Consider the following 15,675-nt stretch of genomic DNA (forward strand, 5'->3'; position numbering starts at 1 on the left):
GATAGGAATGTCTAAATGAGTCTTGCTGATCAAGTTCTTGCTGTTAATGATGATCTTCCCATTCGTACCAACAAGCCAGTTCACAGTGGCAAAGTACGCTCTGTATACTGGTTAACAGAGGAAGACAGTAAACGCCTAATCAAAGAAAAAGGCTACGATGTTGCTGAAGATGCGCCGCTCGCCATCATGGTCATCAGCGATCGTATTTCTGCATTCGACTGCATCTGGCACGGACAGGGGGGACTGAAAGGTGTTCCCGGTAAAGGCGCTGCACTCAACGCGATCTCCAATCACTGGTTTAAACTCTTCAAAGAGAATGGCCTAGCTGACAGTCATATCTTAGATATTCCTCACCCCTTAGTGTGGATTGTGCAAAAAGCCAAACCTATCATGATTGAGGCCATTTGCCGACAGTACATCACTGGCTCAATGTGGCGCGCTTATGAGAAAGGTGAACGCGAGTTCTGTGGTATTGAGTTACCAGAAGGACTCGAAAAAGACAAGGCCCTCCCTCAATTGCTAATGACCCCGTCTACCAAGGGGATCTTAAAAGGTATTCCCGGCGTTCCTGAAGCAGATGACGTCAATATCACTCGCCAAGACATTGTTGATAACTTCGCTGCATTCAATTTTTCTAAAGCGGATGATATTGCCCAATATGAAAAGCTACTCCGTGAAGGTTTTGTGGTAATTAGTAATGCTCTAGCCGAAATAGAGCAAATCTTCGTCGACACTAAATTTGAATTTGGCTACGTACATGATGCGGCTGGAAATGAAAAGCTCATCTATATGGATGAAGTAGGCACACCAGATTCTTCACGCATTTGGGACGAACGCGAGTATGATGCTGGAAGGATCGTTGAAAACTCAAAAGAAGGTTTCCGTCAGTTTTTGCTTAATCATTTTCCTGACCCTGACATTCTCCTTAACAAAGAGCGTATGGATGAACGTGAAGCATTAGCTCGCGATAATGAGCTTCCACTAGAAGCTCTTATGGATATTTCCACGACTTATACCGGGATTGCAGAAAAAATCACAGGAAAACCAGTCAGAATGGGCGATAACCCCAAACAAGAAATCATCAAGGTACTGAGTGAAGAATACGGGTTGATCGACTAAATGGAATACGCCCAAACATAAGCTTGGGCGTATTTCTCAACGGTTTGAGTTACGATTTAACCTGGCACTTATTTATCTTTACCTTTACCTCCTTTGTCACTTCCGCCTTTATTTCCGCCACTATTGCCTTTACCACCGCTGTTTCCTTTGCCATTACCACTATTACCTCGAGCTTCAGAGTCAGCGTCATCTGGTTTATTTTTTAAGTCACCTGTACCATTACCGGGGTTTGAGTACTTCGCATGGGCAGCCAGCTCATCTTCTGAAACAAAGCCATCCTTGTTTTTGTCAAACGATGCAAAGGCACTCAAGCCACTTTCGTTCTCAGATTCCTCATCACCTTCAGAGTCCTCCGACTTACGAAATTGATCGAATTCTTCTTTAGAAACTTGACCATCTCCATCGGTATCCATCGCTGATAACTCAGGGGGAGACTTCGTTGCATTATTTCCTTCACTTTGCTCATCTTCCTGCGCCAAGACAGAGGGGGATAAAAATAGCAAAGCCGCTAATATTATGCTCAAAGAATGCTGCATGATTGGCTCCTTGTATCTCACTCTTCTCATCTAATAGTTTAGCTCAGCGATTGAAACTTCGAATTAGAGATGTAAGTTCAAGAAGAAGTTTTGATCAGGCTCGTATCTAATTGGGGCCATCAAAGGTATAACTACTCCATCTTGTTTATTTGGCCTTTTCATGGATTACCTTGCCCTTTCTCGAATTAGCTTAAAGCACCTGACGGTATTGCAAGTATTATTGAGCACACACAGTGTCAGTGGTACCGCTCAAATTTTATGTGTAACCCCTTCCAGCGTAAGTAAAACGCTCAGTCAACTGCGAACACAGCTTAAGGATGAACTGTTTTATCGAGAGAAAACTTCGTTAGTTCCCACACCGTTTGCATTATCTATTGCCACAGACGTACATAAAATTCTTGCTTGTATGAACGGGATCCTCCACCAAGGTGAATTCGAGCCTGAGAATTTTATTGGAACAATAGCGCTTTCGATGCGTGAGAGCACCTTCGAGCTATTTTCTGGGAGAATTACTGAGATCAACGCTCAGTTAACGTCAGCTAACATCCAGATTTTCGCCAAGGAGCAACTTAGCTTTGATGCCCTGCTGCGTGGACAAGTTGATTTTATGATTTTACCTCACGATATCAGCCAACCACCAACGAGAAGCCGAGAGCTTGTCTGGGAACAGATTCAAGACGATGAAATGGTCTGCCTGATGAGTCCACAGCATCCTCTGGCTAACCAATCGCTAAACACTGAAGAATATCTCGCTTACCAGCACATTGGTATTTTAGATAAAGACCTCTCTACGCCGTACTTTGAACAAAACCTTACTCAGCAATACTCGTCGAGAAACATCGCCATCTCCGTCGCTGATTTTGGTTCTGCTGCAGTCATCTGCCATCAGACTGAGTTCTTACTTACCTGTTCAAAAATGTGGGCTGAGAAATCATTGCAGGCACAGTCTCTGATCCAAAAGCCTCTGCCGTTTTCCTATGGGAAAGTGGCTTATAGCTTGGTCTGGAATCAAGCCAGCTCGAATGACCCGGCCCTAAAATGGCTGCATTCTCAACTGATTAAACCTATTTAGACATACACGCTAGGTAGCTGAATGTTTTGGTGAATCAGTGGCCGTAAAGCATCATGAAACTGCAACATTTGCGATTCAGTGCATTTCGGCCACTCTAACGCTTTACCCATTACTCCATGATGCTGAAACGCATTAAGCCGCACATTAACGCTATCAGGCAGCGTATTAATAAGACGTGCGACTTCTGTGACTTCTTTGTCCAGATCGCTTCGGTTCGGGATATGGAGTAAGCGAAGCTCGTGCAATTTCTGCTTCTCAGCCAAATAACGTATTGATTGAACCACCTTGTGATTATCACGGCCAACCAACCAGTGATGTGTCTCTTCCTGCCATGACTTCAAGTCAATCATTGCGCCATCAAGATAAGGAAGCACTCGATCCCAGCCCGACTGACTTAAGTACCCATTACTGTCTATAAAGCACGTTAGATGGCTAAGTTCCGAATCGGCTTTGATGCATTTGAATAATTCTATGATGAAAGGTAACTGCATTGTTGCTTCACCACCCGAGATCGTGATGCCACTGATAAACCATTTTTGCTCATTTATCAGCTCAATGATTTCTGATACCGAGTAGTGACTTACTTTAGGGCTAGAACGATGTGTGCACACATCAATGCACTGATCGCAATGCGTACATTTACTCTCATCCCATACAACTTTCTGGGTCGTGTCGAACGACAGAGCATTTTCCGGACACCCTTCAACACAATCCCCACAGTGATTACAATAATTAATCGTATGGGGATTATGGCAGTTAATGCAGTTAAAATTGCACCCCTGTAGGAAAAGGACCAGTCGGTTACCTGGCCCATCCACGCACGAGAACTTGAGGATACGGCTAACGATGGCCTGCCTTTCGCTCATATGCTTACCCTATTTGTAAACAGGCTGACTTTCCATACTCACTACTCGTGGAGCCCGATCTAGGATCCCAGTATTGTTGGCGGCTTCTGCGCCAAGGAAAGTCGTATTCTTGCGCGACCCCTGATCTGAGAACTTCTCTATATCTGACAGTTTGATCATATAGCCAGTAACTCGCACCAAATCATTCGAAGCAACATTAGCCGTAAATTCCCTAAACCCTAGATTCAATGCTCCCTTGCACAGATTAAACATGGCTTCTGGGTTTGATTTCACCGTTTCGTCTATTGTCAGGATGTCACTTATACCAGAGATGTAATGCTGATGGTGCTTTGCGGTCGCTTGCACATAAGCGACAGGGTCTGGCTCGGTGCCGTATGGAATGCGAACTCCCGGAGTCACTCCTTCATCAAGGCTTATTCCCCCTTGAGCATGTAGAAGCGCCTTGCCTTCAAGGCCGTATTTCACCTCTGAGCCTTGCACGATCTCAGCCAGTTTCTCAGAAATTAGATGGCCTAGCTGGTTCGCTTCTAAATCGTGCCCATAGCAACCCTTTTCTCCCGACTTCTCCATAAGAAGATTCACCGCTTCAGCCATGCCGTAGATACCAAACATTGGCGCAAAGCGCGCTTCGTCAATCAAACCTTCTTTGGTTAAGAAACCTTTAAAGAAATTCGATTTCTCATGCAAATGTGAACTTCGTGAGTCCATCAACTCGACCATTAATTCACTGTAATAAGGCAACAGTTGATTGAGAAAGTCTTCAGTGTCTGATGCTAGGTTCGCCAACAGCTTAAGGTTCATTCTGACTAGAGTGTTCGACCCACCAGCCAAAGGCAGAGAATTGTAGCAACTCACAATACCAAATCGCTTCTCGCCGTAGCTGCTTGCGTGCATTGGGTAGTTAGCAATATGAGGTTTACTGCATTCACAAATGTTACTCGTTGCCTGACGTAACAAATCATCCGGTGTCACGTTCGGGTCATACATAAAGGTCAGATTTGGTGCAATTTGCTTGAGCTCAGCGTCTATCTTCAAGATCGTCCGACAAATAATATTATCCGAGGGGCCAATATTAACGTGCATAAAAGCATCAGGCAGAGTTCGGTCTAGCATGATCCAAAATCGTTTGAGCTTCTGATAAATCGCCTGCTCACTTAATTCACCCACGTAAGGTAACAGTACATCATCAAGCTGGCCTAGATATACCGGGATATTGGTCACTGACGGCACATGATGATAAATGATGGTCAGCAAGTTGATTGCATCGTCAAAATCACTCGCAGGTTCAAGCTCTAAATACTCAGAGCCTTGCTGAAGAAACTTGGCATAATCAGGCAAGACATAGCGTGGTTTAAATGGTGCGTGACCTTCAAACATGTCGCATAAAATGCCTTCTTCCATTGCAAGACGAACAGGCTCTGAGACAGGCATATAAGGGAGGCTTGCCTCTGCTTCTATGGCTAAGAATTGATTCTTCTGTTTAGGGTTTAATTTGGCATCAGTGACAATTTCTTGTACACGTTGTTGGAAAGAGTTGAGAGCTTCAGACATTGTCTATTCCTTATTGTTTTTAAGGATTTTAAACGTCTACTCTCCATGTCGACAATTGAAATATCTTTCAACCTTCTTTTCCATTTTGGAAATCAAAGCAAATAAAAAAAGACTCAGTAGCAACCGAGTCTTTTGTTTTTTAATTAGGCACTTAAAGCTTAAATCGACCAATTTCTTGTTCAAGCTCGTACGAAAGCTCTGAAAGCTGAGCGGCTTGAGCTGCAGCATCATGAGCTTCATCCGCAAGCTCATTTGATACGTCTCGGATACCCACTGTGTTACGTGTAATTTCAGACGTTACCGATGCTTGCTCTTCTGCTGCAGACGCAATCTGTGTGGCCATATCGCTGATTTGCTCAACCGCTGATTGAATTTGAGTTAAGCTGACCGCTGCTGAATCCGCGTCAGTCACACTGGTGTCTGCAAGCTGGCGGCTATCACCCATAATGCTTACCGCTTTGCCAGTGGTACTTTGGAGTGTTTCAATCATCTGTTGAATTTCTTGCGTCGAGGCATGTGTGCGCTGGCTTAGAACTCGAACTTCATCAGCAACGACTGCGAAACCACGACCTTGTTCACCAGCACGCGCCGCCTCAATCGCCGCATTCAGAGCAAGCAGGTTCGTTTGCTCAGCGATATCTTGGATGGTCGAAAGAATCGTACTGATGCTGTTACCGTGAGTTTCCAACTCTTGGATCACATCCGTTGCAACTTGAACTTCTTGTGCCAGATTCTGAATTGAAGACTGAGTCTGCACAACCTGCTTGCCACCATGAACACACGCCGTCACCGCCTCCGTTGAGTTTTGTGCGGTATTGTCTGCATTGCCTGCGATTTCTTGGGTTGCAGCGGCCATTTCATTAATCGCAGTCGCAACCATGTTAATTTCATCTTGCTGGAGACGAATACGTGCGCTGCGCTCTTCGGCGTGCTCTGCCGTCTGCTTAGCTTGTTCAGACAGTGACGCTGATACATGACTTAGCTTAGAGACCATGACATGCATATTGCCAACAAAGGTGTTGAAGTTCGTCGCTAGCTGGCCGACTTCATCATCGCTGCGTGGCTCAAGGCGCTGTGTGAGATCCCCTTCACCAGAGGCAATTTCTTCAAGTGCTTGAGAGACACGTCCAAGATCGCGGAACAAGAAACTCACTAGCCAAGACACAACAGCGATAACAACGATTGTGATAATCGTTGCCGTCAGCAGTAAGTTTTTCAGTAATGCGGTGTGCGCTGCTTCTTCTGTTTGACGGTCCATTTCAATAGCAAAAATCCACTGTGTGCCCGGAACCTTTTTGAAGAAGTAGAACTTTTCTTGCCCTTTACGTTCAATGATTTCCATTACACCAGAATTCGCCGCTTGCTCGATAGCATTCATGGTTAGCTTTTTAGATAGCGTATTCACCGGCTTTAGGGAAAGATCTTTGTTCGGGTGCGCGAGGAATGTACCGTTTTGCGTGTCAATCAACATCGCATAGGCATTTTCACCGGCATCTAAGTTGATAACGTCGTCGATCAGCTGGTCAATCAATACATCCGCACCAACAACACCCACCAATTGGCCATTACGACGAACGGGCTCGGCAATGGTGACTAAGAGTGCATTGGTAATCGCATCTTGATACGCTGTAGTTATGATCTGGCGACCAGCTGCATTCGCATCTTTATACCAAGGGCGAACTCGCGGATCGTAGTCGGCACGGTTACGCTCAGGGTGAGAGCGGAACATCTCACCTTGTGGCGTACCTAGGAAAATATCGTCAAATCCGCCCGCTTTACGAGCTTGTTGAAGAAAAGGCACAACCTCTTGCTCTTGGCTGTAATCATTGAACGCTTTGGCAATATCTTTACGAATGGCAATCCAGTCAGAAATTCCTTCCGAAGCAGCAGTCGCTAGACTCTCTGCTCGGGCATTAACGCCGTTACGAGTTTGTTGAAAAAGTTGGTCGGCAGAAAGCCAAGTAAGTGCACTCGCCATTAGCACAACGGCTAATAAGCTGGCACCGATGAGTTTTTGTTTCAGTGACAGTTTCATAATAGTTAATAATATTTGTGGAACAGACAGAGACTGCGAATTTTATAGACTATTTATCATTCATGCACGTAATATTATTGAAATATTATTTAGCTGTAACTGACTGTATTAACGCTATTTTTTTGGCGTCATACCTTTGTCACTAATGGTGTTATCAATAATTTATAAACAGCCTACTTGCTCTCTAAGTTTGGCTGTATATTTTAAATAATGAGAGGCCCATTTCACCTTTACTATTGGTTACTTAACTAAAACTCTGGATATAAAAAAGCCGGGTCACGGCCCGGCTTTGAAGATAATATCAACGATTATTCTTGTTCGTCTGTATCCGTTTCTGAGGTTGATTCTGGTGCAGCTTGAGCCGTTTCCCCTTCCTGACCTTCCATTTCCTCACCTTCTGGTAAGTCCACTTCTTCAACTTCATCTATACGCTGCAGACCTACAACGTTCTCGTCTTCGGCAGTTCGGATAAGAGTGACACCTTGCGTATTACGACCTACTTGGCTCACTTCCGCAACACGTGTACGAACCAGAGTACCAGCGTCGGTGATCATCATCATCTCATCGCCTTCTTCTACTTGTACCGCTCCGACTACAGGACCATTACGCTCAGATACTTTGATGGACACAACGCCTTGAGTCGCGCGGCCTTTCGTTGGGTATTCCGCAAGTTCTGTACGTTTACCGTAACCGTTTTGTGTCACAGTCAGAATATCACCTTCGTTCGAAGGAACAATCAGTGAAACCACCTGATCATCTTCGGCAAGCTTCATACCACGAACACCGGCAGCGGTACGACCCATAGCACGGACTTTGTCTTCGCTAAAGCGAACGACTTTACCTGCTTGAGAGAACAACATGATGTCACTATCACCGTTGGTGATATCAACACCAATGAGTGAATCATCTTCACGTAGGTTGACCGCAATCAGACCATTAGAACGTACGTTCGCAAACTGATCTAAAGACGTCTTCTTAACCGTTCCATCACCGGTGGCCATGAAGATGAACTTCTCTGGGCTAAATTCTGAAACAGGTAGAATCGCGGTAATACGTTCGCCTTCTTCAAGAGGAAGAATATTGACGATTGGCTTACCACGCGCAGTACGACTTGCTAACGGTAATTGGTAGACTTTCAGACGGTAAGTTTTACCGCGAGTCGAGAAACATAAGATGTTGTCGTGAGTATTCGCGACGAGAAGACGTTCGATATAATCTTCGTCTTTCATCTTAGTTGCACTCTTACCTTTACCACCACGACGCTGAGCCTCATAATCGCTTAGGATTTGGTACTTAACGTAACCTGCGTTCGAAAGGGTCACAACCACATCTTCGCGCGCAATCAGCTCTTCCATGTCAATGTCATGGCTTGCTGCTGTAATTTCAGTACGGCGTGCATCACCAAAACTGTCACGAACGGTTTCTAGCTCTTCACGGATGACTTCCATCAAACGCTCAGTGCTTGCAAGAATGTGCATTAGCTCTGCAATTTCATCTAGTAGAGCTTTGTACTCATCAAGAATCTTCTCGTGCTCAAGACCGGTCAATTTGTGTAGACGTAGGTCAAGAATTGCTTGCGCTTGCTGCTCAGTTAAGAAGTACTGACCATCACGAATACCATATTGGTCTTCTAGCCATTCAGGGCGAGCTGCATCGGTACCTGCTCGTTCAAGCATTGCTGCAACATTACCCAAATCCCATCCACGAGCAACAAGGCCAGCCTTCGCTTCTGCCGGTGTTGGCGCTTTACGGATAAGGTCAATGATCTCATCAATGTTGGCCAGTGCTAAAGCAAGACCTTCAAGGATGTGTGCACGCTCACGTGCTTTACGCAATTCATAGATAGTACGACGAGTCACCACTTCACGGCGGTGATCAACGAAGCACTTCAACATGTCTTTCAGATTGAATAGCTGCGGCTGACCATTGTTCAGTGCAACCATGTTGATGCCGAAAGTCGTTTGTAATTGAGTGTTAGCGTATAGGTTGTTTAAAACCACTTCACCTACCGCATCACGCTTACACTCGATAACAATTCGCATACCGTCTTTATCAGACTCGTCACGTAGTGCGCTGATGCCTTCAACTTTCTTATCTTTTACAAGCTCTGCGATCTTCTCAATCAAACGAGCTTTGTTCACTTGATATGGAATCTCGGTAACAATAATGGTCTCTTTGCCATTCTTGTCTGCTTCAACTTCCGCTTTAGATCGCATGTAAATTTTACCGCGACCAGTCTTGTACGCGTCTACGATACCTTTACGGCCACTGATAAGCGCCGCTGTCGGGAAGTCAGGACCCGGAATGTAGTCCATAAGCTCATCAATAGTGATATCTTCATTATTGATGTATGCAAGGCAACCATCAATCACCTCAGTTAAATTGTGAGGAGGAATGTTGGTTGCCATACCTACTGCGATACCAGAAGCACCGTTAACCAGCAGGTTAGGAATTTTTGTCGGAAGAACCGCAGGGATTTGCTCTGTACCGTCATAGTTAGGTACATAATCAACGGTTTCTTTATCTAGGTCAGCCAGAAGCTCATGGGCGATCTTCGCCATGCGAACTTCGGTATAACGCATTGCCGCCGCTGAGTCACCATCAATGGAACCAAAGTTACCTTGGCCATCAACAAGCATATAACGTAATGAGAACGGCTGAGCCATACGTACGATAGTATCGTACACAGCGCTATCACCGTGCGGGTGATATTTACCGATTACGTCGCCAACAACACGGGCAGATTTTTTGTATGGTTTATTCCAGTCATTACCTAGCACATTCATCGCGAACAAAACGCGGCGGTGTACAGGCTTTAGGCCATCACGCACATCAGGAAGAGCACGACCAACGATAACGGACATCGCATAGTCAAGGTACGAACCACGAAGCTCATCTTCAATGTTTACGGGCGTGATCTCTTTAGCTAGATCGCTCATAGAGCCAATATCCCTCTATTTATAGATCGTATGTACAATACGTTTAAGGTGCAAAAATATAACACACAAATCAACAGTTCGGCATTACTTTCCCTCTCCTTTTATCAGGTTGTGAGCTTGGTTGTGAATCAAATGCTGAGAAATTGCACACTCTAGTTTTATCTTGCTGATTAATGGTTATATTTTCACCACCTCAAGAGAAAAGTGATCCTGTCTATGGAGTGTTGAGAGTTAGGAGTTATAATGCCTTCCAGTTTCAAGGAAGCCGGTTGCTAAGTAGAGTAGTTATGACCCAGTCACAAAATGTCGATCCAAACGAAATTAAGAAGTTTGAAGAAATGGCCTCTCGATGGTGGGATTTGGAGGGAGAATTCAAGCCACTCCATCAAATTAACCCGCTACGTCTCAATTACGTTCTGGATAATGCCGATGGTTTATTTGGCAAAACCGTCCTCGATGTTGGCTGTGGTGGAGGTATTCTTGCTGAGAGTATGGCGAAAGAAGGCGCAACAGTGACTGGACTTGATATGGGTAAAGAGCCGCTAGAGGTGGCTCGATTGCATGCACTGGAAACCGGTACTGAGCTGACTTATATTCAGAGTACAATTGAAGATCACGCTGATGCACACCCAGAAAAATATGATGTCGTGACTTGTATGGAAATGCTGGAGCACGTTCCAAACCCTCAGTCAGTCATCAGCGCATGTGCAGCTTTGGTTAAACCCGGCGGCCATGTCTTTTTCTCAACATTGAATCGCAATTTTAAATCGTACCTATTCGCTATCGTTGGCGCAGAAAAGCTATTGCGTATTGTTCCAGAAGGTACCCACGATCATGAGAAGTTTATCCGCCCAGCGGAGTTGATAAAAATGATTGACCATACCGACCTAACCGAAATGGGAATTACTGGATTACACTATAATCCCATCACGGACACCTATAAACTCGGTAACAAAGTTGACGTCAACTATATCGTTCATACGCAAAAGTTTTAATATTTAGACATACTATTCATGTGACTAACCTATAGAAAGCGGTGGTATATATACCCCGCTTTTTTTGTTGTTTTTCGCCCATTTTTGGGGCTCTGATTCCAAAATATACAGACTCAAAATCACGCTCAGAATGACTGAAAGATCAAGGAATTTTTTTTTGTTTGTGGTTACTTATAAACCGATCCTAAAACGGTAATTTTATACAATCAATTAGACTCTAATCCCATCGGTTAGTATCCACTTACTGAAATTTTCAATTTTGTTAGTTATCCACAAGTCATCCAAGATCTGTAACTTGAAAAGCACCATAGATAGCACTATCTTGTAACTCGCACAGCAATGCACCCCTATATGTTGTGTTTGGACTACAATATATAGATAGACTTTGATCACAAAGCCGGAACAATTTTTACAAGAATTACACGAAAACACGGCTTTTATCAGTTTTGTTAGGGAAATTAAGCAGAATGAACCAACAACTAACCGTTACCAAACGTGACGGCCGCAAAGAAAATATTGATCTAGAAAAGATCCACAGAGTCATTACTTGGGCTGCGGAAGGTCTAGATAATGTGTCTGTCTCTCAAGTGGAACTTCGCGCTCACATTCAGTTCTACGATGGAATCACAACAACAGATATCCATGAGACTATCATCAAATCAGCGGCCGATTTGATCTCTGAAGAAACGCCAGACTACCAATATCTAGCGGCTCGACTGGCCGTTTTCCACCTGCGTAAAAAAGCATACGGCCAGTACGAGCCACCAACGCTTTATGACCATGTGGCGAAGCTCGTCGATAAAGGCAAATACGATCAGCACATTTTGGAAGACTATACAAAAGCTGAGCTGGATGAACTCGATGCGTACATAGATCATAAACGTGACCTAGACTTCTCATACGCTGCGGTGAAACAGCTGGAAGGTAAGTACTTCGTCCAGAACCGTGTATCAGGCGAAATCTACGAAAGCGCTCAGTTCCTGTATATCCTTGTAGCTGCCTGTCTGTTTGCTAAGTATCCAAAAGAAACTCGTCTTGATTACATCAAGCGTTTCTATGATGCAACGTCAACGTTCAAGATTTCCCTACCGACACCGATCATGTCTGGTGTGCGTACTCCGACCCGCCAATTCAGTTCGTGTGTCTTGATTGAGTGTGGAGACAGCCTAGATTCCATCAATGCTACAGCAAGCTCTATTGTGCGCTACGTTTCACAACGTGCAGGTATTGGTATCAACGCTGGTCGTATTCGTGCGCTAGGCTCAGAGATCCGTAACGGTGAAGCTTTCCATACAGGCTGTATCCCTTTCTACAAGTACTTCCAAACAGCAGTAAAATGTTGTTCTCAAGGTGGTGTTCGTGGTGGCGCAGCAACCGTATTCTACCCTCTATGGCATGGTGAATCTCAGGCATTGATGGTGCTTAAGAATAACCGTGGTGTAGAAGAGAACCGTGTTCGTCATATGGATTACGGTGTTCAGCTAAACCGCCTGATGTATCAGCGTTTGGTTGAAGGCGGAAATATTACCCTATTCTCTCCGTCAGACGTGCCGGGCCTATACGATGCGTTCTTTGAGAATCAAGACGAGTTTGAACGTCTGTACGTTAAGTACGAAAACGATCCGTCAATCAAGAAAGAAACCGTTAAAGCTATCGAGATGTTCTCTATCTTGATGCAAGAGCGCGCTTCAACTGGTCGTATCTACATTCAAAACGTAGACCACTGTAACACGCACAGCCCATTTGATTCAGAGGTGGCGCCTGTTCGTCAGTCGAATCTATGTTTGGAAATTGCTCTTCCAACCAAGCCACTGACTAACGTAGAAGATGACTCTGGTGAAATTGCTCTATGTACGCTTTCAGCGTTCAACTTGGGGGCCATCAAGTCTCTTGATGATTTCGAAGAGCTGTCTGAGTTGGTTGTTCGAGCACTTGATGCTCTGCTGGATTATCAAGACTACCCACTTCCAGCGGCATACAAATCAACGATGAACCGCCGAACTCTGGGTGTAGGTGTGATTAACTACGCTTACTACCTAGCTAAGAATGGCGTGAAGTACTCTGACGGCAGTGCAAACGGCCTAACACACCGTACTTTTGAAGCGATGCAATACTACCTGCTCAAAGCATCTGTTGCTCTGGCGAAAGAACAAGGTAAATGCCCTTCTTTCCACGAGACCAACTACGCGAAAGGCCTGCTTCCAATTGATACGTATAAAAAAGATGTTGACCTAGTTTGTGATGAACCTCTTCATTACGATTGGGACGGTTTGCGAGAAGAGATCATGACTCATGGTCTACGTAACTCAACACTGACTGCTTTGATGCCTTCTGAAACGTCTTCTCAGATCTCGAACGCAACAAACGGCATCGAGCCACCACGCGGCTACGTGTCAGTTAAAGCATCGAAAGACGGTATTTTGAAACAGGTTGTGCCTGAATTCACTGAATACAAAGATAACTACGAGCTTCTTTGGAACATTGGTTCTAACGATGGTTATCTACATCTGGTTGGTATCATGCAGAAGTTTGTCGATCAGGCAATTTCAGCTAACACTAACTATGACCCTAGCCGTTTTGAAAGTGGCAAAGTGCCAATGAAGAAACTGCTACAAGATCTTTTGACTGCGTATAAATATGGTGTGAAGACACTTTACTACCATAACACTCGTGATGGCGCGAGTGATGACCAAAAAGACGCAGTACAACCACAAGATGACGATTGTGCAGGCGGCGGTTGTAAGATCTAATCACTAATCCAACGATTGGATTAGCAAGGCTTAACAGATTATTTGCCCCTCTGAGAGGGGCTTAAAAGGAATTGAGGCATCATGGCTTACAGTACTTTTAACCGAAACAAAAATGACCAGCTAAAAGAACCAATGTTCTTAGGTCAATCCGTAAACGTAGCTCGTTATGACCAGCAAAAATTCGAAATCTTCGAAAAGCTGATCGAGAAGCAGCTGTCTTTCTTCTGGCGCCCAGAAGAAGTTGACGTATCAAGCGATCGCATCGACTACAACAAACTTCCAGAGCATGAGAAGCATATCTTCATCTCAAACTTGAAGTACCAAACTCTTCTGGATTCTATCCAAGGCCGTAGTCCAAACGTCGCGCTACTTCCATTAGTCTCACTACCTGAAGTAGAGACGTGGATCGAAACTTGGTCGTTCTCTGAAACAATCCACTCGCGTTCTTACACACACATCATACGTAATATCGTAAACGACCCAGGCTTAGTATTTGATGATATCGTCGAAAACGAGCACATCCTAAAGCGTGCTGAAGACATTTCGCAATACTATGACGACCTGATCCAAATGACGAATGACTACCATCGCTACGGTGAGGGGACGCATAACATCAATGGTGAGGAAGTGAAGGTGTCACTTCATGAGCTGAAGAAAAAGCTTTACGTATGTCTGATGTCCGTCAACGCATTAGAAGCGATTCGTTTCTACGTAAGCTTTGCTTGTTCATTTGCCTTTGCTGAGCGTGAGCTAATGGAAGGTAACGCGAAGATCATTAAGCTAATTGCTCGCGATGAAGCCCTTCACCTAACGGGTACACAGCACATGATTAACTTGCTGCGTAACGGTCAGGATGATTTTTCCTTCATGCAAATTGCTGAAGAATGTAAGCAGGAATGTTTTGATCTATTTAAAGCAGCCGCAGAGCAAGAGAAGGAATGGGCAGAGTACCTTTTCAAAGATGGCTCTATGATTGGTCTAAACAAGGACATTCTTTGTCAGTACGTTGAGTACATCACCAATATCCGTATGCAAGCAGTAGGCCTAGATGCCGCATATCCAGAAGCGACCTCCAACCCTATCCCATGGATTAATGCGTGGTTATCTTCCGATAACGTACAGGTTGCTCCACAAGAAGCAGAGATCTCCTCTTACCTAGTCGGTCAGATTGATAGTGATGTGCGCGCAGACGACTTTAAAGATTTCGAGCTGTAATGCCCAACATAAAAATCAATGGGATCACTGCGATTCAATCTAATCCTTCTAACACCATTCTCGAAACAATGGAAAAGGCAGGAATTGAACCTGAATACAACTGCCGAGACGGGCATTGTGGCGCTTGCCGCTGCAAGCTAGTCAAAGGTGCAGTGGAATACGTTGGTTTTGCAATGGCATATACGCAAAGTGATGAGATATTACCTTGTATTTGCAAGGCTAAATCCGACATTGAAATTGAAAGCGTAAATTATGCGTTAAAAGAAAAACGCGCATAACTATGCAAATTATAAAAAGCCCGGCCTGTTATGCCGGGTTTTGTTTTATTATTTAGGCACGAATCTGAATACCGGATAAGAACTCATCGGCGGTCAACATGGACACTGCTTTGTCGGCAATCTCTCGTCCGTCATCATCGAATAAAGACAGGCGGTAGCCTAATGAATTTTCTTGATTTTTTTCTTCCGGAGCATGGAGCCACATAGAAATAACGTCCTGATTATCATCGCTAAGTGCCTCTCCTAAAACAACTTTCTGACTCGCCACCTGATACCAAACCATTATTTTTGAATGATGGAACATGCTTACCTCCCTGAG

Annotated in this window: 12 protein-coding genes; 6 read left to right on the forward strand and 6 right to left on the reverse strand. The window is 44.6% G+C overall.

Annotation, left to right across the window (positions count from 1 at the left end):
• Window positions 1-15 precede the first annotated feature (15 nt).
• A complete protein-coding gene (locus tag L1D15_RS12735; protein ID WP_239866222.1) occupies window positions 16-1,119 on the forward strand; it encodes a phosphoribosylaminoimidazolesuccinocarboxamide synthase in 1,104 nt (367 codons plus the stop codon).
• Between the two features lie 68 nt (window positions 1,120-1,187).
• Here the strand turns inward: L1D15_RS12735 and L1D15_RS12740 are convergent, their stop codons facing one another.
• Complete coding sequence (locus tag L1D15_RS12740; protein ID WP_239875972.1) at window positions 1,188-1,655, reverse strand: EF-hand domain-containing protein; 468 nt, start codon at window positions 1,653-1,655, stop codon at window positions 1,188-1,190.
• Window positions 1,656-1,815: 160 nt separating this feature from the next.
• Between L1D15_RS12740 and L1D15_RS12745 the strand changes: the two genes are divergently transcribed.
• A complete protein-coding gene (locus L1D15_RS12745; RefSeq protein ID WP_239875974.1) occupies window positions 1,816-2,727 on the forward strand; it encodes a LysR family transcriptional regulator in 912 nt (303 codons plus the stop codon).
• Here L1D15_RS12745 and L1D15_RS12750 read toward each other — a convergent pair.
• From L1D15_RS12750 to gyrA, 4 genes are all read right to left on the reverse strand, one after another.
• Window positions 2,724-3,593, reverse strand: coding sequence for a YjjW family glycine radical enzyme activase (locus L1D15_RS12750; RefSeq protein ID WP_239875977.1), 870 nt, complete (start codon window positions 3,591-3,593; stop codon window positions 2,724-2,726). The genes L1D15_RS12745 and L1D15_RS12750 overlap by 4 nt on opposite strands.
• Window positions 3,594-3,602: 9 nt before the next feature.
• A complete protein-coding gene (locus L1D15_RS12755) occupies window positions 3,603-5,144 on the reverse strand; it encodes a YjjI family glycine radical enzyme (RefSeq protein ID WP_239875979.1) in 1,542 nt (513 codons plus the stop codon).
• Window positions 5,145-5,295: 151 nt separating this feature from the next.
• Complete coding sequence (locus L1D15_RS12760) at window positions 5,296-7,179, reverse strand: methyl-accepting chemotaxis protein (RefSeq protein ID WP_239875981.1); 1,884 nt, start codon at window positions 7,177-7,179, stop codon at window positions 5,296-5,298.
• Window positions 7,180-7,487: 308 nt separating this feature from the next.
• Window positions 7,488-10,118 carry a DNA topoisomerase (ATP-hydrolyzing) subunit A gene (gyrA, locus tag L1D15_RS12765; protein ID WP_239875982.1) on the reverse strand — a complete coding sequence of 877 codons (2,631 nt, stop codon included), beginning with the start codon at window positions 10,116-10,118 and terminating at the stop codon, window positions 7,488-7,490.
• A 287-nt stretch (window positions 10,119-10,405) separates the two neighbouring features.
• On the opposite strand from gyrA, the gene ubiG reads away from it, so the two are divergent.
• The 4 genes from ubiG to yfaE all read left to right on the forward strand — a co-directional run bounded on the left by ubiG (window position 10,406) and on the right by yfaE (window position 15,356).
• The gene (gene ubiG, locus L1D15_RS12770) at window positions 10,406-11,113 is read left to right on the forward strand and encodes a bifunctional 2-polyprenyl-6-hydroxyphenol methylase/3-demethylubiquinol 3-O-methyltransferase UbiG (RefSeq protein ID WP_239875984.1); all 708 of its coding nucleotides are present in this window, start codon (window positions 10,406-10,408) and stop codon (window positions 11,111-11,113) included.
• Window positions 11,114-11,580: 467 nt separating this feature from the next.
• On the forward strand, window positions 11,581-13,863 hold the full coding sequence (gene nrdA / locus L1D15_RS12775) for a class 1a ribonucleoside-diphosphate reductase subunit alpha (protein ID WP_239866208.1): 2,283 nt from the start codon (window positions 11,581-11,583) through the stop codon (window positions 13,861-13,863).
• An 81-nt stretch (window positions 13,864-13,944) separates the two neighbouring features.
• On the forward strand, window positions 13,945-15,078 hold the full coding sequence (gene nrdB, locus L1D15_RS12780; RefSeq protein ID WP_239875985.1) for a class Ia ribonucleoside-diphosphate reductase subunit beta: 1,134 nt from the start codon (window positions 13,945-13,947) through the stop codon (window positions 15,076-15,078).
• Window positions 15,078-15,356, forward strand: coding sequence for a class I ribonucleotide reductase maintenance protein YfaE (yfaE, locus tag L1D15_RS12785; protein ID WP_239837103.1), 279 nt, complete (start codon window positions 15,078-15,080; stop codon window positions 15,354-15,356). The genes nrdB and yfaE overlap by 1 nt, the downstream gene beginning before the upstream one ends.
• A gap of 52 nt (window positions 15,357-15,408) precedes the next feature.
• On the opposite strand, the gene L1D15_RS12790 is transcribed toward yfaE, so the two are convergent.
• Window positions 15,409-15,660 carry a hypothetical protein gene (locus tag L1D15_RS12790; protein ID WP_045973853.1) on the reverse strand — a complete coding sequence of 84 codons (252 nt, stop codon included), beginning with the start codon at window positions 15,658-15,660 and terminating at the stop codon, window positions 15,409-15,411.
• Between the last annotated feature and the right edge of the window lie 15 nt (window positions 15,661-15,675).

The organism is Vibrio sp. Isolate25 (assembly GCF_022398025.1).
Lineage (GTDB): Bacteria > Pseudomonadota > Gammaproteobacteria > Enterobacterales > Vibrionaceae > Vibrio > Vibrio coralliilyticus_A.